Annotated in this window: 19 protein-coding genes and 1 pseudogene; 11 read left to right on the top strand and 9 right to left on the bottom strand. The window is 58.4% G+C overall.

The window, feature by feature from the left end; genetic code table 11:
- From lpdA to ACSQ2W_RS21520, 5 genes are all read left to right on the top strand, one after another.
- A complete protein-coding gene (gene lpdA / locus ACSQ2W_RS21540; RefSeq protein ID WP_436088965.1) occupies positions 1-1,398 on the top strand; it encodes a dihydrolipoyl dehydrogenase in 1,398 nt (465 codons plus the stop codon).
- Positions 1,382-2,491, top strand: a complete 1,110-nt coding sequence (locus ACSQ2W_RS21535) for an enoyl-CoA hydratase/isomerase family protein (protein WP_436088234.1) — start codon at positions 1,382-1,384, stop codon at positions 2,489-2,491. The genes lpdA and ACSQ2W_RS21535 overlap by 17 nt, the downstream gene beginning before the upstream one ends.
- The gene (gene mmsB / locus ACSQ2W_RS21530; protein ID WP_436088233.1) at positions 2,488-3,384 is read left to right on the top strand and encodes a 3-hydroxyisobutyrate dehydrogenase; all 897 of its coding nucleotides are present in this window, start codon (positions 2,488-2,490) and stop codon (positions 3,382-3,384) included. Before ACSQ2W_RS21535 ends, mmsB begins: the two co-directional genes overlap by 4 nt.
- Positions 3,385-3,423: 39 nt before the next feature.
- Entirely contained in the window at positions 3,424-4,194 is a 771-nt protein-coding gene (locus ACSQ2W_RS21525; RefSeq protein WP_436088232.1) for an enoyl-CoA hydratase, read from the top strand.
- Positions 4,195-4,540: 346 nt separating this feature from the next.
- Positions 4,541-4,981, top strand: a complete 441-nt coding sequence (locus tag ACSQ2W_RS21520; RefSeq protein WP_436088231.1) for a MucR family transcriptional regulator — start codon at positions 4,541-4,543, stop codon at positions 4,979-4,981.
- A 43-nt stretch (positions 4,982-5,024) separates the two neighbouring features.
- Here ACSQ2W_RS21520 and ACSQ2W_RS21515 read toward each other — a convergent pair whose 3' ends face one another.
- Genes ACSQ2W_RS21515 through ACSQ2W_RS21500 form a run of 4 tightly spaced genes read right to left on the bottom strand, consistent with a single transcriptional unit; the run spans position 5,025 to position 8,075 of the window.
- Positions 5,025-6,197, bottom strand: a complete 1,173-nt coding sequence (locus ACSQ2W_RS21515) for a YcaO-like family protein (RefSeq protein ID WP_436088230.1) — start codon at positions 6,195-6,197, stop codon at positions 5,025-5,027.
- A complete protein-coding gene (locus tag ACSQ2W_RS21510) occupies positions 6,197-6,985 on the bottom strand; it encodes a nitroreductase family protein (RefSeq protein WP_436088229.1) in 789 nt (262 codons plus the stop codon). Before ACSQ2W_RS21510 ends, ACSQ2W_RS21515 begins: the two co-directional genes overlap by 1 nt.
- A 13-nt stretch (positions 6,986-6,998) precedes the next feature.
- Positions 6,999-7,847 carry an McbB family protein gene (locus tag ACSQ2W_RS21505; RefSeq protein WP_436088228.1) on the bottom strand — a complete coding sequence of 283 codons (849 nt, stop codon included), beginning with the start codon at positions 7,845-7,847 and terminating at the stop codon, positions 6,999-7,001.
- 57 nt (positions 7,848-7,904) lie between these two features.
- On the bottom strand, positions 7,905-8,075 hold the full coding sequence (locus ACSQ2W_RS21500) for a phazolicin family TOMM bacteriocin (protein ID WP_436083333.1): 171 nt from the start codon (positions 8,073-8,075) through the stop codon (positions 7,905-7,907).
- Positions 8,076-8,256: 181 nt separating this feature from the next.
- Here ACSQ2W_RS21500 and ACSQ2W_RS21495 point away from each other — a divergent pair, with 181 nt between their 5' ends.
- The gene (locus tag ACSQ2W_RS21495; protein WP_436088227.1) at positions 8,257-10,035 is read left to right on the top strand and encodes an ATP-binding cassette domain-containing protein; all 1,779 of its coding nucleotides are present in this window, start codon (positions 8,257-8,259) and stop codon (positions 10,033-10,035) included.
- A 184-nt stretch (positions 10,036-10,219) separates the two neighbouring features.
- Here the strand turns inward: ACSQ2W_RS21495 and ACSQ2W_RS21490 are convergent, their stop codons facing one another.
- Both ACSQ2W_RS21490 and ACSQ2W_RS21485 read right to left on the bottom strand, forming a co-directional pair.
- Entirely contained in the window at positions 10,220-11,695 is a 1,476-nt protein-coding gene (locus ACSQ2W_RS21490; RefSeq protein ID WP_436088226.1) for a M81 family metallopeptidase, read from the bottom strand.
- Positions 11,696-11,718: 23 nt separating this feature from the next.
- Positions 11,719-12,204 (bottom strand): hypothetical protein, encoded by a 486-nt coding sequence (locus ACSQ2W_RS21485; protein WP_436088225.1) that lies wholly within the window; start codon positions 12,202-12,204, stop codon positions 11,719-11,721.
- 116 nt (positions 12,205-12,320) lie between these two features.
- Between ACSQ2W_RS21485 and ACSQ2W_RS21480 the strand changes: the two are divergent.
- Both ACSQ2W_RS21480 and ACSQ2W_RS21475 read left to right on the top strand, forming a co-directional pair.
- A pseudogene (locus ACSQ2W_RS21480) lies at positions 12,321-12,562 on the top strand (RidA family protein); the annotation flags it as partial.
- A gap of 22 nt (positions 12,563-12,584) precedes the next feature.
- Positions 12,585-13,448, top strand: coding sequence for a MurR/RpiR family transcriptional regulator (locus ACSQ2W_RS21475; protein WP_436088224.1), 864 nt, complete (start codon positions 12,585-12,587; stop codon positions 13,446-13,448).
- A 130-nt stretch (positions 13,449-13,578) separates the two neighbouring features.
- Here ACSQ2W_RS21475 and ACSQ2W_RS21470 read toward each other — a convergent pair whose 3' ends face one another.
- Positions 13,579-16,215 carry an AMP-binding protein gene (locus tag ACSQ2W_RS21470; RefSeq protein WP_436088223.1) on the bottom strand — a complete coding sequence of 879 codons (2,637 nt, stop codon included), beginning with the start codon at positions 16,213-16,215 and terminating at the stop codon, positions 13,579-13,581.
- A gap of 137 nt (positions 16,216-16,352) precedes the next feature.
- Between ACSQ2W_RS21470 and ACSQ2W_RS21465 the strand changes: the two genes are divergently transcribed.
- The 3 genes from ACSQ2W_RS21465 to ACSQ2W_RS21455 all read left to right on the top strand — a co-directional run bounded on the left by ACSQ2W_RS21465 (position 16,353) and on the right by ACSQ2W_RS21455 (position 20,280).
- Positions 16,353-17,408, top strand: coding sequence for an ABC transporter ATP-binding protein (locus ACSQ2W_RS21465; protein ID WP_436088222.1), 1,056 nt, complete (start codon positions 16,353-16,355; stop codon positions 17,406-17,408).
- A 124-nt stretch (positions 17,409-17,532) separates the two neighbouring features.
- Positions 17,533-18,555 carry a Fe(3+) ABC transporter substrate-binding protein gene (locus ACSQ2W_RS21460; RefSeq protein ID WP_436088221.1) on the top strand — a complete coding sequence of 341 codons (1,023 nt, stop codon included), beginning with the start codon at positions 17,533-17,535 and terminating at the stop codon, positions 18,553-18,555.
- A 126-nt stretch (positions 18,556-18,681) separates the two neighbouring features.
- Positions 18,682-20,280 carry an ABC transporter permease gene (locus ACSQ2W_RS21455; RefSeq protein ID WP_436088964.1) on the top strand — a complete coding sequence of 533 codons (1,599 nt, stop codon included), beginning with the start codon at positions 18,682-18,684 and terminating at the stop codon, positions 20,278-20,280.
- A gap of 217 nt (positions 20,281-20,497) precedes the next feature.
- Here ACSQ2W_RS21455 and ACSQ2W_RS21450 read toward each other — a convergent pair whose 3' ends face one another.
- Positions 20,498-21,295, bottom strand: a complete 798-nt coding sequence (locus ACSQ2W_RS21450; protein ID WP_436088220.1) for an inositol monophosphatase family protein — start codon at positions 21,293-21,295, stop codon at positions 20,498-20,500.
- 257 nt (positions 21,296-21,552) lie between these two features.
- Positions 21,553-22,236, bottom strand: a complete 684-nt coding sequence (locus ACSQ2W_RS21445) for a DUF2161 domain-containing phosphodiesterase (protein WP_436088219.1) — start codon at positions 22,234-22,236, stop codon at positions 21,553-21,555.
- Positions 22,237-22,307: the final 71 nt, after the last annotated feature.

The following is a 22,307-nucleotide window of genomic DNA, read 5'->3' as shown; positions in this document are numbered from 1 at the left end:
ATGAAAGAGATCGCCTGCAAACTTCTCGTCATCGGCGCCGGCCCCGGTGGCTATATCTGCGCCATCCGCGCCGGGCAGCTCGGGGTCGATACCGTCATCGTCGAGGCCGCCAAGGCCGGGGGCACCTGCCTCAATATCGGCTGCATTCCGTCCAAGGCGCTGATCCACGCGGCCGAGGAATTCGAGAGGGTCAGCCATATGGCCGGCGCAAAAAGCCCGCTCGGGATCAGCGTCGAGGCCCCGAAACTCGACCTCGCCAAGACGGTCGCCTGGAAAGACGGCATCGTCGGCCGATTGAACAGCGGCGTGCTCGGATTGCTGCGCAAGGCCAAGGTGAAGATCGTGCATGGAAAGGCAAGGTTCCGGGACGGCAAGACAGTCGAGGTCGAGACGGAAACGGGCTCACAGGTGATCCGCGCCGAGACAGTAGTGATTGCGACCGGCTCCGAGCCGGTTGAACTGCCATCGCTTCCCTTCGGCGGGCCAGTCATATCCTCGAGCGAGGCCTTGTCGCTGAAAGCAGTCCCGAAGAAGCTGATCGTTGTCGGCGGCGGTTATATCGGGCTGGAACTCGGGACCGCCTTCGCCAAGATGGGGTCCGAGGTGACGGTCGTGGAGGCGACGGAGCAGCTCTTGCCGCAATATGATGCGGAACTTGTAAAACCCGTCGCCAAGCGCCTGGGCGAGCTGGGCGTCCGGGTCTTGACCGGTGCCAAGGCCAAGAGGCTTTCGGATGAGGGCCTTGCGCTTCTGGTCGAGTCGGCGAATGGCGAGGAGCAGCGGCTTGCCGCCGACAGGGTTCTGGTGACCGTCGGTCGCAAGCCGTGCACCGAAGGATGGGGGTTGGAAGAGCTCGACCTCGACCGCGCCGGACGATTCCTGCGCATCGACGAGCGCTGCCGGACATCGATGCGCGGTGTCCATGCCATCGGCGATATCACCGGCGAGCCGATGCTTGCGCACCGCGCCATGGCGCAGGGCGAGATGGTTGCCGAAATCGTTGCGGGAAAGAAGCGAGTGTGGGACAAGCACTGTATCCCGGCTGTCTGCTTCACCGACCCTGAAATCGTTACCGCTGGACTTTCACCAGACGAGGCACGGGCTCAAGGTTTTGAAATCCGGGTGGGTCTGTTCCCCTTTACCGCCAACGGCCGGGCGATGACAATGCTGTCCGAGGACGGGTTCGTGCGGGTGGTGGCACGCGCGGACACCAATCTTGTTCTCGGCATCCAGGCGGTCGGCGCTGGCGTGTCGGAACTATCGAGCACCTTTGCGCTGGCAATCGAAATGGGCGCACGTCTGGAAGACATCGCCGCGACGATCCATGCACATCCGACACGCAGCGAAGGCTTCCAGGAAGCCGCTATGAAAGCACTCGGCCATGCGCTCCATATCTGACCCCGTTTCTCTCAGCCCCGAACCGCAAACGCTGGTTGATCGCGATGGTGCTCTCGGTCGCATCCGACTCAACCGTCCAAAAGCGCTCAACAGCCTGACGCTGCAGATGGTGCGCGACGTGGACGCTGCTCTTGACCAATTCGAGCATGATCCAACCGTCGCCGCGGTTCTGGTCACCGGTGAGGGCGAGCGAGGACTTTGTGCCGGCGGCGATATTCGCGTCATCTATGACGGCGGGCGGGCAGGTTCGGATATGCCGGAAACCTTCTGGCGGGAGGAGTACCACCTCAACGCCCGGATTGGCCGCTTTCTGAAACCCTATATTGCCTTTATGGACGGGATCGTCATGGGTGGCGGCGTTGGTATATCCGTCTATGGCAGCCAGCGCATCGTTACGGAGCGCACGCGTTTTGCCATGCCGGAAACCGGCATCGGCTTTTTCCCCGACATCGGTGCGTCCTGGTTCCTCACGCGCCAGAACAGCGAACTCGGTACCTATGTTGCGCTCACGGGCGAGCCGCTTGGCGCCGCCGATGTCATTCTGATTGGCCTTGCAGATAGTTTTGTCCCGTCGGATCGCCTTCCGGCCCTCGCGGAGGCATTGGCGGGTCTTCCGGCCGGAGCAGCCGGCGAGGAGATATCCGCACTCATCCAAGGTTTTTCGCAAGCGCCTCCCGCCGGCACGCTCGAGGCACATCAGCAGGCAATCGACCGACTGTTCGGCTTCGACACCGTGGAGGCGATTTTCGAGGCACTGCGTCGGGATGAAAGCCCTTTCGCTGAAAAAGTCCTTGCGGTGCTCACGGCAAAATCGCCGCTCAGTCTCAAGGTCACACTCGGTCTGCTGCGGTTAGGACGGCAAACGGCAAGTCTGGAATCTTGCCTCGAGCGGGAATTTGCCGCGACGGCGGCGGTGCTGCGCAGCCAAGATTTCTACGAGGGCGTGCGTGCGGCCGTCATCGACAAGGACCGCAATCCGCAATGGCGTCCGGCCAGCCTTGGCGACGTCACCGAGGCGCAGGTCGCAGCCTATTTCCAACCATCTGCCCATCCGCTTTTTGCCGAAACGATCGAGGGAGGACCCCGCACATGACATCCATCGGCTTTATCGGCCTCGGCCACATGGGTGGCCCGATGGCGGCCAATCTGGTCAAGGCCGGATACACGGTCAGGGGCTTCGACCTATCGCAGCCATTGCTGGAGCAGGCGCGTGAAACCGGGGTGATCCCATGTGCGTCCCTTGCCGAAACGGTTGATGCTGTCGAAACCGTGATTACCATGCTGCCAGCCGGCAAACACGTGCTGTCGGTCTGGGAGGAACTGGTGGTATCCGTGCCCTCCGGCACGCTGCTCATCGACTGCTCGACCGTCGACATCGATAGTGCCCGCAAGGCGCATGCCATGGCTGCCGCGGAGAATTGCCCTTCTCTCGATGCACCCGTTTCCGGCGGTACCGGCGGTGCTGCTGCGGGAACGCTGACTTTCATGATTGGTGGAGATCAGGCCGTTTTCGCCAAGGGCCAGCCGATATTCGCGGCGATGGGTAAACGCATCATCCACTGTGGCGGCGCAACGGCCGGCCAGGCGGCAAAGATCTGCAACAACATGATCCTCGGCATCAGCATGATCGCCGTCGGTGAGGCGTTCGTGCTCGGCGAGAAGCTCGGTCTCACCCATCAGGCGCTCTTTGACGTGGCGTCGGTTTCATCGGGGCAGTGCTGGTCGCTCACCACCTATTGTCCGGTGCCGGGTCCCGTTTCCACCTCGCCGGCGAACAATGACTATCAACCGGGTTTCGCCGGAGCACTCATGCTGAAGGATTTGAAGTTGTCGCAGGAGGCGGCCGCAGCGACGGGTGCTATGACCCCCCTTGGCGCCAAAGCTGCTGAACTCTATCAACTGTTCAACGATCTCGGCAATGCCGACAAGGATTTCTCCGGTATCATCAATCTCCTGCGGGAAAAGTCGGGCGACGGTGTCGCGTGAGCAGTCACCCCCAAAACGTGTAAACTGAGGAACAAGCCAGTGGAAAAGCCGATCATCATCGAACAGCAGGACCGTGTCGTGATCGTCACGCTCAACAGACCTGCCGCCCGCAATGCGTTGAATTCGGAAATCATGTACGCACTCGCGGCCGATCTTGCACCGCTCGACCGCGACCCTGGCGTCGGCTGTTTCGTGCTCAAGGGCTCGGACAAGGCTTTTGCCGCAGGCGCCGACATCAAGGAGATGGCGGACAAGTCCTTCTCTGAGATGTTCGGCGAGGATTTCTTTTCCGCCTGGGATCGCTTTGTTTCTTTCCGGACGCCAAAGATCGCCGCTGTGTCGGGTTACGCGCTCGGCGGCGGTTGCGAACTGGCGATGATGTGCGACATTATCTTCGCGGCCGATACCGCCATATTCGGCCAACCCGAGATCAAGCTCGGCGTGATGCCCGGAATGGGCGGCTCGCAGCGGCTGACAAAACTCGTCGGCAAATCAAAAGCCATGGATATGATCTTGACGGGACGGACGATGGACGCGACGGAAGCCGAACGCTGCGGCCTCGTTGCGCGGGTTATTCCCGCTGAGAAGTTGGTGGACGAGACGCTTGCCGCCGCCCGCACCATCGCCGGTTATGGCAAGGCCGCGACCATGGCCGCGCGCGAGGCCGTGGACCGAGCTCTGGAAGGGGGTCTCAGGGAGGGCCTGCTTTTCGAGCGCCGCCTTTTTCACTCGCTGTTTGCGACCACAGACCAGAAAGAGGGCATGGCAGCCTTCATCGAAAAACGAGACCCGAAGTTTCAAGGCAAATAGGCACGGGGCCTCCTGTGGCTACCACAACAGATTGAAAAAGCCCTTGATTATGACCTTCTTTTTTGATGTAACCTCCTAGGTTGCAGCAAATTCCGGAGGACGAGTTTTGCGTTCAAACCTTATCTAATATCTGGGTGTTCAAACAACAGAACATATCGGTTCAATCTTCTTTGGTAGAGAATACAGAGCGGCGTCGCCGGTTCTGTTGCCACGGGAATTGAGCTGCCAGATCAATTTCCGCTATAGCAAGTGTCCCTACTGAGATGATCGCCTTTTTCGCGCTGTCGTGCGAGGCTGAATCTGGATGTTGGACATACCCGTTGTAGCGGTAGATGTAGGTTACTCGATGTATTCCAAGCCCCAAAATCAAGCTCAAGAAAACATAACCGAACTGACCGCCAACATCGTCACGGCATACGTGAGCAGGCACGATGTTTCGCTTCAGGATCTGCCTTCTCTTATCGCAAGTGTCCAAAACGCGCTGGAGCAAAATCCCCAACGCGCCGAGCGACCCTCAGAAAAAACACAGCAGCCGGCAGTTCCAATTAGAAAATCAATCCTGAAGGACTATATTGTCTGCTTGGAAGACGGTCGAAAATTCCGTTCGCTGAAGCGGCATTTAAAATCAAGCTATAACCTCACTCCTGACGAATATCGCGTCAAATGGGGTTTATCACCGGAATATCCGATGGTTGCGCCATCCTACGCTGCGGCTCGCTCAAACATCGCCAAGGACATTGGCCTAGGTGTTACCGTATCAAAGCGTTCCAAGAGGGCTGAGGAATAGCTATTTTAGAGAACGAACAGGGCGGCGTGTCGCCGCCCTGTTTTTAAGAGAAAGGCATCGGTTCAAGCCGCCTCTCTGATGCCTTGCAGAATGAATTTATCCAGGTGTTTTCATTATTGTTATTCGCCCCTGGGCTCATATGGACAAAGAAGTCAGGGGACACGACGCGGCAAAAATGCAATTGCGCGCCCGCAATATTGATCTCGCGAAAGTAGACGTAAACGTTTTCAGATATCGTCTTTATGTTTTGGACCAGATTATCCAAATCGTTGCCTGACAAATTTGATCCGAACTCGATTGGGGCTTTTTGTACACCGAGATCAAATTCGGGCCTGTTTGCCGCCTGGAAATTTTCTTTAAGTGTATTGCTGCCATATTCACGGCTACCAAAAAACTCCATCTGCGGCAGCAGTAGTGATGTCTGCCACGTTTCCGTAAATGCCTTCATGAGCGCCGTTTCCGGGTCAAAGTCAGCCGCGCACCCACAAGAAAAATTTACGACAGCTCCTTCGATTTTCGAGCTGTATTCACAAAATTGCACGCTTACACCCTTTATGAATGAAAGGTCCAAGACGCGGACGTTGCCGTTCATCGCCATCTGGTTGTGAGTTGTGATGGCCTTCCTGTCCTTCAGCTTATCTGTAAGGGGTTGGATATCGTTGCAGCGACGAGACACCCACATGGCCGTCGTACTCTGTCGCTCGATGAACTCAAGCAACGCGCCACGGAGCGCTGCTGTTCTGCTTCGATGTATGGCAGAACCAGAGGTATCTCGAACCGGAAGAAAGCTGGAATCGAGCTGCCCATCAAAACTGTGCAAAGACAGAAACACGGCGGGATAGTGGACTTTGCGATCCGTCCCGAGTGATGTGACCTCAACGAGGCGAAAAGAATGCGCTTCGATGTCCTCGCGAACGCCATCGTCGCATGTCTGCCGGAGCGCCTGCACAAGTGCCTGCCTTTCCGACAAGCTTAGGCCCATATCTGCGATGGCCCCGGATTTTCTATGCGTCACGGTTCTGAAGGCCGTATATCGTTCCAGGTATTCGCCGATCGCTTTTACTACGATCCCCTCCCCAAACCCGAAACCATGCCCATAGATCGCGTTCACATCGTCAGCGGAATAAACTGTAGGTTCTTGAATGCAAGCCGGATAAGCAGGTGTAACCCGATAGCGCGGTGTCTGCACCGCAAAGCTGCGAAAAGAGTGAAACATCAATTCTCCCCCGGGTAGGCAAACGCCTGGATAATGCCAGGCAAGAGAATTCGGCTATCCAAGCCACAGTTCTTTGCCAGTGCATATTCGGAAAATCCTGAGAGCACCCGAGATCCGAGACCGTGTGTTTGAGCAACCTGCAGCATTTGTTGATACATCGATCCGATTTCCATCAGGGCTAGCCGGTAACCCCTGGACCGGTATTTAAAAATCGCTTTCTTGAGATTGATAAAATACGCCACATAAAAAGCTGCGGCTTCAATCTTATAGATTTTCTGGAACTTCTCTCGATCGTAGGCTCCGGCGAGCACCTCAAAGGAATTGCTTACTGGCATATAGTGAAGGACGTTGAAGTCGGTAACGCATCCCGCCGAATCCCCCAATATGGCAACCGCTTCAATGCTGTATAAAGCACCGCCAGAGGGATATGGCCTGCGACCATGGCCGTCTGCCCCGATTGCTTGCGCAAAAACTTGGGCAACAGTTTCAAAATCGATCTGCCGTGGACTTCCCTTGGAAACAGAAGGCCAGCGCACCACCGGATCTGCCCGGCCACAGGTGCTCCCCTCTACGCTCCCAGTGATGTGGGAGAAGCGCGTTTCGAACGCTTCTGCTCGTTTCAGATCTTCCAGCGATAGGTATGGTTGGCTCAACGAGTTTTCGAGCGCAGTGCCCGCAACGGAGATGGTGTGCTGGTGAAAAGTGCGAATTTCCGTTTCCACCTCGGCATCAACAAACTGACTTGCGTGCGCGATCTGGTTCAAGGAAGTGATTTTGATGTGCCTCATAGGAGATCTCCTCTTAAATCTCTCTGAGAGCGGAGCTGAAATTGGAGTGGACACCCCTGTGTCGTTCAACCCGGCCGGTGTCCAGGTTCAGTTCTATGACGGTGCTCAAGTCGTCTGGAAAGAGCGGTGATACGCCGTCAGTTAGCAAAGGCCGCATGCGCATATATGCCAGGTGGAGGGCGGCGGAGATTTCGATATCGGCGGACGGAAACGTGGGTACCGATAACGTTTCGATGGCGTAAGGGTCAGCGAAAAAGAAATCCGCCCAGCTCGCAGGCTTGAACTTTGCGGAGCGGTCGAGGCCCGCCAGGTTATGCAGGCCGCTGAAATGATCCGGCAGGTCGATGGCCGGGGAGTAAAAACCATCGATTATGAAATGCCGAAAGACAAAATATGAGTGCAACAATATGCACTCCTTCTTTTCTTTGCATGCGCTGTAAATTTCCCTCGCAAGCTGTGGCTGATATTGATCCTGGATCGCAAGGACGAGGTCGGCGCCTGCAAAATCTGTGACTTTCGTGCAGTAACGGCACGAAACCGCGTCGCGGTTCAAGATCAGCTCCGCCAAGCTGGCGGCAATGGATTCCGAAGGCGAGAAAATGACGATGTTCTTCTTTTCATCGATCCTTCGAAGGACCTTCAGGCGCTCCAAAAACTGCTGCGCGGCGCTTATCGGAAGCGCTTGTCGTTCCAAAAGTTCGCCAATTGTGTCCTCATGAATGTGACGATCCAGGGTCGATAGCTCGCCCAACGCAGCAACGAGATTTGCATCTGTTACGCGAGAGGCGCCTAGCGGCGTGAAAAGCTGCCACGCCCCGTCGGCTGACGCGGAACTCAGTATAAATGGGGATACCGAAAACATGAATGCGAACCTCCTCTGAAATGGTGGCGGCCCCGAACAGGGGCCGCCTTGGCCCGGCTAGGCCGATACGGAGCTGGAAGAGCCAGACGACTTACCAGAAGCGCCGCAACGGCTGCTGCTGTCGCAACGCGAGCATGTTGCCGCTGCGGTCTGGGTTGGTGTCTCACCGGCGTCGATGAACTCGATCTCGGTGCCAAACTGCGGTGGGTTAAGAATCTGCGAAGCCATCACTTACCTCCTGTTTTACATTCTTAGTGCAGCGAGATTGCTGCGAAGAAATAGCTAGCATGGATTTTTTGTTGGTCAAGCAAAAACATCATGATATGAAATACATTCAGAATAATTCTAAGAATAATATTATTTGTTATTCTTAGATATAGATTGATAATCTAATAGGAGTTGAGTGATAATGGGTGATAAAGCAAACTTGTTTGGCATAATAAACATTATGCTTTTGAAGAACGGGAAACAAAGAGCTTTGTTTTCGTTGGTTCTGGCTACTATTACGCTTACAGCGATAGGCGCAGCGCTGTTCCCCATATTTTTCTCGTTAGGTATAGACGCGCTCACAAAGGGCGACGTTCAGGTCGACCTGGGTGTCAAATACATAATCGCATTTGGGATTGGTCTGACGATTGTAGGTATTTTGGAGCAGGCCCAGTGGCTCACATTTGGTCCCATGAACTTGCGGCTCCAACGACACCTTACTACGCATGTGTTCAGACATGCATTGTCGCTCCCGTATTATCGCCTGAAGAACTACACGACCTACGAGATAGGGAGGACCGTTGAGCGGGGTCTTGATGCTGTTCGCGAAATCACGTCGAATTTAACGTTCTTTCTAATTCCGACGCTGATCGAGCTGGTGATCGCCGCTTCGGTTATTGCCTTTATGATCGATGTGTGGATAGCGCTTTTTCTGTTTTCCGCGCTGTTTTTGTACGGAGCCATCACCAATATCTCAGCCGCCAAAATCAGGAAGGCAACAGAAGGAGCGATGGAGACCGGTATTCAGGCTTGGAATTTCGGACTCGACGGCGTGGCAAACGCGGAACTCGTGCAACAATCCAACATGGTGCCGGATTTCACGGAGCGGTTGAACGCCAAGTTGAAGATCAACGATCGCGCTTGGGCGGTGACTTTTAAACAGCGGGCCTACTTTGGAGCTCTTCAGGCCCTCGTGTTTGGCGTTGTTGTTCTAGGCGTGCTCTGGCGTGGAGCTGTTGACACCGGTCAGGGAACAATGAGTATCGGAGAGCTTGTTCTCCTGAACACCTACATCATCCGCCTGCTCCAACCCGTTGAGACATTTGCCAGAGTCTATAGGGAGGTGAATTCCTCACTAGGCGAGGCGCGACTGCTGACTGATCTCCTTTCTGTACCCGTCCCGCAAATCGCTCAGTTGGATGCGGCAAGCAGCGATCCCGTATCGTTGGAAACGCGAAACTTGACGCTTAAAATCGATGACCGAACATTGCTGGCCGATCTCTCCTTTGCTGTTCCTAGCCATGGGCAATTGTTCATTGTCGGCCCATCGGGCGTAGGCAAATCCTCACTTTTGAAGGTGATTTCATGCCTATCCGTTGCCAGCGGTGGCGACTATCTCATCAATGGGCAAAAGATAACCGAGCAAAACGCAACTAATTTCAGATCAAATATCGCCGTAGTGCAGCAGGATTGCTTGCTATTCGACTGGTCAATATCTGAGAATATAGCCTTTGGAATAGAAGCGCCGGCCGAGGAGATCGAGAATGTAATTCGAAAGCTTGCGCTTGATGAGGTTGTTCAACGTCACCAAACTTTAGGCGAGCCAACGGTTGGAGAAAGAGGAAACCGGCTATCAGGAGGCGAAAAGCAAAGGCTCTCTATGGCCCGCGCGTTGCTGACAAAGCCGCGTTTGCTAATCTTGGACGAGCCCACGGCAGCGTTGGATGAAGGTAATCGTAAGCGGGTTTTGGATGCTCTCGCGGAGTTGCAACAGACGTGCACTAGCATCTTTGTTACCCATGACCTCTCGCTGCTCAATGACGATACGCCGGTGCTATTTCTGGCCCCTGCGCAGCGGTATTGGGCAGGCGCCCATTCCGTGCTCCTCGCCAATAATTCAGAGTATCGAAAGTTCGTCGAAGGTGAAGCGGGTGCTCGGGAGGCACCTTTGGATGAAGATGCGATTAGAGCTGAGGTGTAATGAGCAGGCTGTTGCCCTGATCAGAATCGCGCATCGCCGGGTCGGCCCATATGATTGGGTCGCGCTGCACCGTTTGCGTCTGCCAGGGCACCCTTCTCAAAAGCCTGCCGCAATTGCCGCGCCAGCAGCTTAGTTCAATCCCAATTCCGATTCCGCCTAAATTCATCCCGCTCCAAACCGCCGTTCAAGCCGCGCCCTGCGCATCTCCGTGCGGATTGTCCACCATCGGCCAGATGTCACGCGGTGCCCGGCGATAGGGCGTGCGGGCCGGGTTGTTCGGGTAGGGTGTGCCTGCCGAGCAATAGAGGATTTCCGCGGCGATCGGGGCGAAGGATGCGTAGAAATGGTTGGTCGATTTGATCACCAGTATTTTCTTCGATGTCGGCTCGATGCCCATCGCCGAAAACAGGCTCGGGTCGAAACTCTGCGCCCGCGTCGAGTTCAGGATGATGTCGATGCCGTTGAGCTGGATATGCGCCGCATCACCGAAGGGTGCGTAGCTTTCCCCGAAGCGCATTTCGGCATTGCGCACAAGCCGGACGACCTTGACGACGCCATCGATCGGATTGCCGGTGCCCGGCGCCGATTTCGCGCCGAAGCGCAACTGGATCTCGGCGCCTTCGCCGGCGGCCGTGCAGATCTGCACCGCCATCGGATCCCAGATCGTGCCGACCGCCGTGTCCTGCGCGCCCTGCGCCAGCAGCTCGGCGAGCAGCACCGTCGCATCGCCGGCCGTCCCGCCGCCCGGATTGTCCCAGGTGTCGGCGATTACCACCGGCCCGCTCACTGCTGCAAGCGCACGGGACACTGCTTCCGTTTCATCGATCTGAGGCATGATGAAGGTGCCGCGTTGGGCGAAAAGCTCGAGGCCCAGTTCGCGAGCGAGGACCGCGCCCTTTTCTGGCTTGCCGTCGGTGAGCACGAGCATCTTCGTCCCCATTTCCGGCACGTCGCCGGCCATGAAACCATGTACGACCGAGATCGACAGAATATCCGGATCCGCGGCCTCCGTCCGCGTGATCTTGTCGACGAAGGAGCGCATCGGCTCGCGTGAGGTCGGATAGACGTCGATCATGCGACAGTCGAACATCGACATCGCCGGCTTGACGCGGCCGGCAAGCGTATCGAGCGCGATGCGCCACAGATCCTCGGCGCGGTCGACGAAGTCAGTATGCGGAAATTCCTTGAAGTAGATGAAGAAATTCGCGGCGGCCAGGCGTTTCGCGGTCAAGTGACTGTGCGGGTCGAGCTCGGCGCAAATGAGAATATCAGCGCCAACAATATTGCGCACGCGGGTGAGGAAGTCGCCTTCGGTATCCTCGTAGCCGTCGGCGACCATGGCGCCGTGCAGCCCGAGCACGACTGCGTCGACCGGAAGGGCTGCGCGCAGCTGATCGAGTATCTCGTCGCGCAGGCTTTCATAGGTCAGGCGATTGACGAGGCCCGCCGGGTCCGCCCAGGCGGCCGTGCCCTCGATCAGTTCGAAACCTTTTTCCGCAGCCAGCCGGCGGCCAACAGTGATTGGCGCCGAACAGAGCGTCGGCGTTTCCGGATGTTCTCCCGGTGGCGCGTAAAGCGAGGCTTCGAAGGCGCGACGATCGACACAGATCGGCGAGAAGGTGTTTGTTTCGGTCGCCAGGGCGGCGGTAAATATACGCAATGCCGTTGCCTCTTGGTCGCCGTTCAGCCCATCGGATTGGGCAGGTAGCCGGTAAAACCGCAGATCTTCCACCGCCCGTCGTGCCAGCGGCAATAATAAAGTGTCTGCCACTTCAGGATATCGACGCTGCCATCCGATTTCTTCAGGCTGCCATCGAACTTCTTGCGGGCCAGCGCCATGTCGCCTTCGATCTCGATATCCTCAAGCGTCGTCATTGCGAAGATCGCGGTGCGCGGATCTTCGGCGAAGGATTGTCGCGCGAAGTCCTTTGCCTGCCGCAGCCATTCGTTGCAATAGGCATCCAGTGAAGGAAAGGCAAGGCGCCACTTGTCAGGGCTCGTTTCTCGCTTTCCGTCGATGCCGATGAAACCCTCTTCGACGAAATCCCCGGCCACCTTCGACCAGTCGGCGGCGAGGAAGGCATTGATGTCGCGTTCGACCAGTATTTGCCAGATCGCGTGGCGATCTGCGTCGGACGAAGAGAATGGATTGCGGAAAGGATCGCGCACGTTTGCTCCCATATTGAAATTATTTTCATAACGATTGCTTTTCGCTGCAAAATTCCGCTTTCTATGGTCCGTTGTCAACGGATCAAGAAAATAAATTGCAAGGCGAAGGAACGTCCATCAATCGTTACGGTGCCGAACAGACTGATGCTGGCGGCAAGGCGCTTCCGGTTTCTTGCGCGGTAGAGGCGAACGGCTGGCTTCGTTTCCGGTCAGGTTGCAATGGACAATGGCGAGATCATCGACGGCGGCATCATCCCGCAGACCACAAGACCATCGCCGATCTGGATTCGATTCTTGCCGAGGCGGTTATGGACCCGAGCATGTCGTCCGTATTGGCGTCTGGCTGGGCGATCGGCGATCTCATGAAAGGTGCACTTTAAATGGATATTTTCTCAACGCTTCAGGAAGAGAAAGCCAAGCTCTCCCAAGCCGAAGGCCGTATCGCCGAGATCCTGCTCACCGATTTCGAATTTGCCGTGAATGCCTCGATCATCGAGCTCGCTGGCAAGGCAAATGTCTCGCCGCCCACCGTCACGCGCTTTTGCCGCCGCCTCGGCTGCGAGAGCTTTTCCGATTTCAAGGTGCAGCTGGCGCGCACCGCCTATGTCGGCATGCGCTACCTGAAGCCAGAGCCGAAAAGCCAGGAGCCTGCCGATGTGGCACAGGATATCGTCACCAAGGCGCAGAACGCGCTTTTCCTGCTGCATCGCAATCTCGATCTTGCGGTGATCGAACAGGCAACCGCGCGGCTTGCAGCGGCAGACATGATCTATGCCTTCGGCTCCGGTGGTAATTCCTCGATGATCGCCAGCGAAATGCAGAACCGGCTTTTTCGCCTCGGATTGCGCGTCACTGCGAGTTCCGACCACAGCATGCAATTGATGATGGCGGCGGCGGCAAAGCCCACCGACGTCCTGATCGGCTCGTCGTTTTCCGGGCGCAACGCCGAGCTCGTGCGATCCTTTACGCTGGCGCGCGAGCAGAAGGTGGCGACGATTGCGTTGACCCAGAGCGGCAGTCCGGTGTCCCGCGCCGCCGATATCACCGTGGCAGTCGATCTGCCGGAAGGCAACAACATCTACCGGCCGACCTCGACCCGCATCGCCTATCTCGCGCTCGTCGACATTATTGCCAGTCTCGTCGCCTACCACATCCGACCGCAGGCGACGGTGACGCTGCGGCGTATCAAGCAACAGCTCGTCACCCATCGCGATGGTGACGACCGCCAACTTCTCGGGGATTGACGTGCATGTTCAGAAGGGAATCGGCATGGCAGCATTCGTCGCGATCGTAACGGGAGCCGAGGCGACATCGGCCGGGCCATCGCCCAAGCGATGCCTCGCTGATCCTATCCGCGAAACCCGCCGCCTCCGGTCACCGTCGCCACGCAAATCCATTTGGCAAAAAGCGCCTATGGCTGTCAGTGCCGGCGAAGTGCAGCAGCCGTCTCCCGAGGGGGAGGTCGCGGTGTTTGGAGAGGAATGACAAAACCTGCTTCTGCGTCCACCATGCGATGACCCCCAAGACCACGCCCCCGACAATGGAGAGCATGGAAAAAACCGGCGCCGGAATTTTGCCGGAGAACGGCAGGAGAAGCAGTTCCGGCATGAAACGGTGGAAGAGATAGATGTGGAAACCCGCGGTGGAGACCGGCAGGACGAGCGCTTTCACCGCGCGCGGCACCGACAGTCTTGGCAGGAACAGGAGCAGCGCCAGGACAGGGATCTGTAGCAAATATTTGACCCTGGTGCCGATCCAGACGCTTTCGTAGAACGCAAAGAAGCAGAAGACGGCCGTGCCCGCCGCCATCAGCAGCCGCCGCTTCGCGGTCGTATCCGCGAAAGCCGCCAGAAAACCGATGGCAGCGAGATAGAGCATCCACGGCAATGTGAAAATCTGCCGGTTTCCAATTTGCCAGAGGTCGGGAATGATCAGGCGGGCGAGCAGCGCGACGCCCAGCAGCACCAGTCCCGCCGAAAAGGGTGACCATGCGGCCATTTTTCGAACGGGCGGAAGGGCAAAGAAACCCGCAAACAGCAGAAGCATCTGGCAGTAAGCTTCGATGAACCAATAGAGGTAGGGAAGCATGGTGCGTCGCTCCGGATCGGCAAAACCGAAATTGCCGGCCATGACGACGGACGCCCACGGCACCTCGCCCCAGGCAACCACGTAGCCCGCGACGATAAGATAATAGGGGATCACGATCGGAAGCGCGGAGCGGAACAGGCGGACGATATCGAACTCCGTAACGGCTTGCCATTGAAAGCGGGCAAGTCCGAAGCCGACAAGCAGAACCATCGCGGCTGAACCGCCCGGAATCGGCCAAAGCGTCTCGTGCTGGACGACAACGAAAAGGATGGCGAGCGCCCGGATGAGAAGGCTAGCCTCCAGTTTAGGTGCCGTTTCAGTGCGCTTGACCCTGCGAGCCAATTCCGAAACGGAAAGCTTTTCCCAATTCGGCGGCGCTTCACCGAGGATGCGCTCCAGCGCGATCGAAAGCTGGACGAAACGCAGCGAATCCCCGCCCAGCGACAGAAAGCTGTCCCGCGGGCCGACCCGGGCCGGGTAGAAGAGCTGCGCGAAAACCTCCTGGACGGTTTCTTGCCGGTTGTCGCTTTCCCTGTTCTTCGCGGTAAATTGCGCCGTCAGCCGGCCATAATCGATCTTGCCCGATGAAAGGCGTGGCAGTTTCGCCCGCGACGTGGCGCCGACCTGCAGCAAGGTGAGCCGGCTTGCCGCAGCCAAGATGCGGTTTACCGCAAGTTCTTCGGCAGGACCGGCGCAATAGGCGTGGATTGCCTTGTCATCGCCGACAACGGCAGCGCGAATCCCATGTTTCTCAAGCGCCTCCTCCATCGCGTCATGGCTAATTCTCAGACCCGCGATCTTCGAAATGCGCTTCAGGCGCCCGCAGATGCGAAAAAGCCCCTGATCGTCGAGTTCGGCGAGGTCGCCGGTTTTCAGGCAGTCGAGCTCGCGGCCGTGCGCCAGGTCTCGGCGTGCGCTTGCATATCCCATCATGACGTTGGGGCCGCGATAGACGAGTTCGCCGGGCTGCCACGGCGACAGGATCGACCGTCCTTCTTCGTCTTCCAGTGTCAGCGCACCGCCGGGGATCGCAATGCCGATCCGATCCTCGTTGCCGTCCAGCTGATCAGGCGGCACATAGGCCAGCCGCGCCGTGGCTTCCGTCTGTCCGTACATTGCGAAGAATGCGCCGCCGTTCTCGCGCATCAGGCGATTGTAGCGGCAGATGATGTCGGGCGAAAGCCGACCGCCGGCGACGGTCATGAACCGAAGGGACGCCGGCAGCTTGTTGCGGAAATCGATGCTTTCCAAAAGCTCATAGGAATAGGGCACCCCGGAGAAGTTCGTGCATCCGGCCAGTTCCAGCCGCTCGCAGAACCGCGGATCCGATATCGGAATCTTCGGGAAATAGAGGCTCGCACCGGCGCAAATATGCGAATTCAGCACGGATAGTCCGTAGCAATAATGCAAGGGCAGCACCATGCAGCTGCGGTCGGATGGTGTCAGCCCGAGATACTGCGCAATCGACGCCGCATTCCCATCCAGGTTCTGATGCGAGAGCCTTACAGCCTTGGCGCGACCCGTGCTTCCGGATGTCATGAGCAGAAGCGCCAGGTCGGGATGGGGTGGAATGCCGGCCTCGCCGGGGCCGCGGAGCGACCCGGTCATCTCCCAGCGCCCGCTTCTCTGGCACACGCTGATGTCCGGCGCAAAGGCCTCGTCGATGATCGCACCCTGCGCCCGATCGTCCGGAGGGATCATGACGACGGCGTGGCCCGCCTGAAGCGCTGCGAGATAGCCGATGACGGCATGCTCGGATTGCGCCGCCTCCACCGCGACCAGCATTTTCCCCGGACCGAATGTCGAAGATTTCCGGCTGACGCGATCGGCCAGCTCCCGGTAGGTGATCGGGTCGCGGTCTGGGAAAAGCAGTGCCGGCGCATCGCCCCAATTTGCCAGCGCGGACGTAAAGAGCGGTGCCATGGTAAGCGATCAGTACGGTAGAGGAAAGGGAGGTGGATTTGCTCCCTATGAAATGCATGAATGCTATTGTCAAGTTATCGGCGGGGGCATAGGTGTTTTTGCAGGACCTTGGAGCATTGAACCGAGACGGAGGAGAGATGGTTGCGGCAGCAAAAGATTTTGCGCTCGAGCTTTGCAATGTAAGCCGCAGGTTTGGAAAGACCGTCGCCCTGGACGACGTATCGTTGACGATCGGGTCCGGCGAGATCATCTGTCTCGTTGGCCGTTCCGGCTGCGGGAAATCGACATTGCTGAGAATGATCGCAGGCGTCGATATGATCGATGCCGGCCGCATCCTGTTGAACGGGGACGAAGTTTCGGGTCCTTCAACCTTCGTGGAACCGGAGGACCGCAGGATCGGTTTCGTTTTCCAGGACTACGCGCTCTTTCCTCATCTGACCGTCGAGCAGAACATCCTGTTCGGTCTCAGGGGCCGGCCGAAAAAGACTGCCGCCTATAGGGTCGCCGAAATTCTCGAACATATCGGCATAGAGCATCTGAAGGCCCGCTATCCGCATATGCTGTCGGGCGGCGAACAGCAACGCGCCGCGCTCGCCCGCGCGCTGGCGCCCCAGCCGGATATCCTGCTGATGGACGAGCCGTTTTCCAACCTTGATCGCGGCCTTCGGGACAGGGTTCGCGATGAAACGCTGTCGCTTCTGAGAAACCTCGGCACAACCGTTATCATGGTTACCCATGACCCGGAAGAAGCTCTTTCGGCGGGCGACAGGGTTGTTCTGATGAGGGCCGGACAGATCGTCCAGACCGGGTCGGGCTACGACCTGCATGACAGGCCGGTGAACCCTTATGCCGCTGAGTTCTTCTGCGCCTTCAACAAGGTTCCCGGCGTCTACCGCCAAGGTCATGTCGAAACGGCGATCGGCCGGTTTGCCCAGAGGCTGGATCTTGGTGAAGGCAGCCCCACGACGCTCTACATCCGCCCACAGGGAATTTCGGTGTCGCGGGAACCCGCAGACGTCAGCGGCCGTGTCCACAGCCGTGTTTTCCTTGGCGATGTCGAGCAGCTCGCCGTCAAAGTGGAGGGTTTGGAGCAGCCGCTTCTGGTTCGAACGATGCAGCGTCTGGATGCTGCCACCGACACCGTCGGCTTGGCCATCTTGCCGGAGGGTTGCCTGGCATTTGCCGATACCTGAGCAGGGACCATGGATAACCCGATCGAGCCTGAGCGGTCCTTTACTGTAAAACCTGCTTTTCTGAACTTGACTTTTTTACTCCATTAATGCTCGAAAGCGCAGCACCGTTCATCTGGAGGATTAAATGACCACACTGATCATCGCAAAATCTGCATTGCTTGCAACCACCTTGCTGTTCAGCACAGGTGCGGTATCGGCTGCGGAGCTCAATATCTACACAACCCGCGAGCCAGGGCTGATCCAGCCGCTGCTGGATTCCTTCACCGCAGCCACGGGTACCAAAGTCAATACGGTCTTCCTCAAGGACGGCCTGGTCGAGCGTGTCGCCGCCGAGGGCGAGAACTCTCCCGCCGATGTCCTGATGACCGTGGATGCGGGAAATCTCGTCGATCTCGTCGAGAAGGGCGTCACCCAGCCGGTCGAATCGGCTGTTTTGACGCAGTCGATCCCAGAGCAGCTGCGCGATGCAAAAGGCAACTGGTTTGCGCTGTCCATGCGCGCCCGCGTCCTTTATGCCGCAAAGGATCTCGATCTCGCAGCCTTCAACTACGAGGATCTGGCCGATCCGAAATGGAAGGGCAAGGTCTGCATTCGTTCCGGCCAGCATCCGTACAACACCGCGCTGTTTGCCGACTACATCGCCCATTATGGCGCTGAAGAGACGGAGAAATGGCTCTCCGGCGTCAAGGCCAACCTGGCTCGCAAGGCAGCCGGCGGCGATCGCGACGGCGCCAAGGACATTCTTGGCGGCATCTGCGATATCGCGGTTGCCAACTCCTACTATGTCGGTCTGATGCGCTCGGGCAAGGGCGGCGAAGAGCAGGTCGCCTGGGGCAACGCCATCAAGGTCATCCTGCCGACCTTCAAGGACGGCGGAACGCAAGTCAACGTCAGCGGCGCTGCCGTCGCAAAACATGCGCCGAACAAGGCCGAAGCCGTAAAGCTCCTGGAATACCTCGTCTCCGACGAGGCCCAGAAGATCTACGCCGAAGCGAATTTCGAATATCCGGTGAAGGCGGGTGCCGCGGCCGACCCGATCATTGCATCCTTCGGTGAATTGAAGATCGATCCGAAACCTTTGACGGAAATCGTCAGCCATCGTAAGCAGGCAAGCGAACTGGTCGACAAGGTCGGCTTCGACAACTAAAAAATGCGGGCGCCTTCTCGCTGACGAAATGGATTTGCCTTGATGACCAGCGCCGCAGGAAGCCGGCACCGGCGCTCCACCGGATCCAGGTGGCTGGTCTGCGCGGGCGCGATCGCCGGTTTCGTCATGCTGCCGTTCGTGGCGCTCTTGCTGCAGGCGGTGCAGGGATCCGCAGGCCTGTGGTCGCACCTCATCTCGACCGTCCTGCCCGTCGCCCTCATGGATACGATCATCCTCCTCCTTGGTGTGGGCTTGATCACCGCCATTATCGGTACGACGACGGCCTGGCTGGTCACGGCCTATACCTTTCCGGGCCGCCGGCTGCTCGAATGGGCGCTGTTGCTGCCGCTTGCCGTGCCGACCTATATCATCGCCTATGCCTATCTCGACATCCTGCATCCGATAGGGCCGGTTCAGGGGGCGGTGCGATGGCTGCTCGGCTATTCCAGCCCAAGAGAGTTTCGCCTGCCGGACCTGCGCTCGATGACGGGCGCTATCCTGCTTCTGGGTTTCGTGCTCTATCCTTACGTCTATATTCCGGTGCGGGCGATGTTCCTAACGCAGTCCGCCAATCTGATCGAGGCTGCTCGAACACTCGGCATTTCCAGGCGCGCGATCTTCTGGCACGTTGCTCTGCCGCTGGCGCGGCCGGCCGTTGCCGTCGGCGTCAGTCTCGCGCTGATGGAAACGCTCAACGATATCGGCGCGTCCGAGTTTCTCGGCGTGCGGACATTGACCGTCTCCATCTACACCACCTGGGTCACCCGGTCCGATCTGCCGGGCGCCGCGCAGATCGCCCTGGCCTTGCTTGCGATCGTCGTGGCCCTGGTGGCGTGGGAAAGATGGGCGAGGGGAAAGCAACGCTACTCTTCCAGCGCGCAGCGCAACCGCGCTTTCGAACCCCGACGCGTTTCCCTGGCAAAAGGTTTGTTCCTGTTTTTCACCGGGCTTTTGCCCATCCTTGTGGGCTTCGCTGCGCCGGCGGCCTATCTCGTCGTCGAAGCCTTGAAAAGGGTGGAGTTTGCAGGGCTTTCGCCTCGGTTCCTCACCGAAGCCGTCAACACCATAGGCCTGGCGGCCTTTGCAACGGTCATGACGGTTGTTTGCGGCCTGCTTGTCGCATATGCCAGCCGTCTGCGCCCTGGTGCCGCGTCATCTTGGTTCCACCGTCTCTCGACGCTCGGCTATGCCGCTCCCGGTACGGTCGTCGCGATCGGAACTCTGATCGTGCTGGGAACATTTGACCGCTTTGTGGACCGCACGGCGATCGCCTGGTTCGGCATTTCAACAGGCTTGCTGGTCATGGGGTCAAGTGCAGCGCTGCTCTATGCCTATACGGTGCGATTTCTTGCAATCTCGGCCGGCGGTATAGAGGCGGGGTTGACACGCATCCCCATCTCCTTCGATCACGCCGCCCGGACCCTGGGTCAATCGAAGGCGGGTACCTTCCGATATGTCCATCTGCCGCTGTCGAAGGCGGCGATCACCGCCGCCGGCTTGCTGGTGTTCGTGGATTGCGTCAAGGAGCTTCCTGCGACGTTGCTGCTGCGTCCGCTCAATGTCGAGACCTTCGCGACGCATCTCTATGGCGAAGCGGCGAGGGGCACCTATGAGGAGGCGTCGATCGCCGCTCTCGCCATTGTCGCCATCGGCATCCTGCCCGTCATCCTGTTGTCCAGAATGGGGCGCGTCTCTACCCGGCATCATGGCGGCGCGCATCAATGACGCGCAAAGGCGCTGTAATACTTTGCAACTGCTGCACAATTTTATCCTTAAATCGATTCCGATTGAAGGAATGACGCAGGCCGGCAGGCAGCTTTAAATCGTTCCCATTCCCGGCATGGCGTCGTGGAGGGTTTCTTCGCGATGGCGGCAGCACGAAGCTGACGGCCGCGGCGAGAAACTGGGATGAGCCAGGATCAGATGCGGACGGTGTGGCCGTTTACACGTCGGCAATTGCCTTCAGATCATCGATCGCCCCAGGTGCGGCAGCAAGCACCGGCGCACCCTTGGTCAGGTGCTCGTCGTCGACGGGGAAGGGGTGAACCCAGCCGCCGGCTTCCCTGACGAGGCAATACCCGGCAAGGCAGTCCCAGGCGTGCATGTAGGGCTCGTAGTAGCCAACCAGGCGTCCGGCGGCGACATAGGCGAGCATCAGCGCGCCGGAGCCGTTGCGGATGAAGTTGCCGCCCGCCTCAAGCAGCTTTTCGACCGTCTTCGCAACGAAGGCCGGCGTCACGTAGGTGTTCGCACCGATGCCGGTCACGGCGTTGCGAATGGTGCGGGATGGATCGAGCTTGAGCACCTTGCCGTTGAGAGTCGCGCCCCTGCCGAAAGCGCCGGCATAGAGTTCGTCGTGGCAAGGCGCGCAGATGACGCCGATCACCGGTTCGCCGTCGTGCAGTATCGCGATCGAAACGCACCAGTTCGGCATGCCGTTGACGAAGGGGCTGGTGCCGTCGATCGGATCGACGACCCAGGTGTAACCGGAATGCCCCGCGACAAGACCGAATTCCTCTCCGAGGAAGCCATCACCGGCATGAACCTCCGCGACCCGCGCCCGGATCAGGTTCTCCACTTCGCGGTCGGCAATCGAGACGACGTCCTGCGGGTCACGCTTGGTTTCAACCACCAGCGTTTCGCGCTGGTTGAAATAGCCGAGCGCGACGGCGCCTGCTTCCTTGGCGATGGCCTGCGCCAGCGCGAACCGCGCGTCGAGCCCGGATATCTGCGATGTCATGGGTATGGTCCTTCCGAATGCCGCAGGGATGCTGTTTCGTAGTGGAGGTTGTCGCAGGAAATTCTCTGACGTCAACGCCGTCTCCATATCAGCGCTCTGCAATCGCGTGCAATTTCCGTTCGAAGCAATTTAGCGGACCTCGATCAGGGGCCGCTAAATATATCAGGCCCCAACGATGTCGCAGCTTGGGCGCCTGAATTTTCCGAGAAGCCGAGAATTTGCGGTCCGCCTACTGGACCTGAAGAGCTGCATCTCGACTATTCTGCCGCGGCCTTGACACCCTCTGTCGCCGGCAATATCGGCCAGCGGGTCAGTGCTTCGGTGCCCGCTGCGGTCAGTCCATATATACCGCGGTCAATGCGCGTGAACCAGCCATAGACATTGTCGCGCAGAATATTCGCTGCCCTGGGCGCGATGGCCTTCAAATCCTTCGGGCGCACAGGTCCGTCCTGCAGGGCGCCGGCGCAGATAAGCGCCTGCTGCCGGTAGGCCGTCATGATCGGCGCCCTTGTGCTGCCGCCAATGGCCGGGTCGCCTTTCCGGCGCCTGTGCTCGTCGACGAGGCGGGATCGTTTACGCGCATTCTTGCGCGGCATCAGCGCGATCGGACTGACGATGACATCGACCGTGCCGTTGTCGGAAACGCCGAGCATGCCGAAGCCGAGGCGGCGGCAGAGATCGCGATAGCGGCGGTCGCTTTCGCGTCCCTTTCCCTTGGCCGAAACCCGGGCGGCAATCCACACTTCGTCGCTGGCCGATGCCCTGTCGACGGCCTGCAGGATGAGTTCGAGATTGAAGCTGAGCTTGAGTTCGCAAATGACGACGACTGGCGGTTCGTCCGCGCTCAAGCCCACGACATCGCAGCCGGCGATTTCGCCCTTGACGCTGTAGCCGGCAGCCTCGAGAAAGCGCTTGATCGGCAGATAGAGCGTGGTTTCCAAATCATGTCCCCGATTGTTCGGCGCCACGGTCTTTGCGCATTTTCCGCATCAAATCAAACGAAGGCGCAGCT

Origin of the sequence: Pararhizobium sp. LjRoot255 (genome assembly GCF_964252905.1) — a bacterium.
Classification (GTDB): domain Bacteria; phylum Pseudomonadota; class Alphaproteobacteria; order Rhizobiales; family Rhizobiaceae; genus Pararhizobium.
Note: the sequence above shows the minus strand (reverse complement) of the source record. Positions and strands in the feature narration are given on the sequence as shown.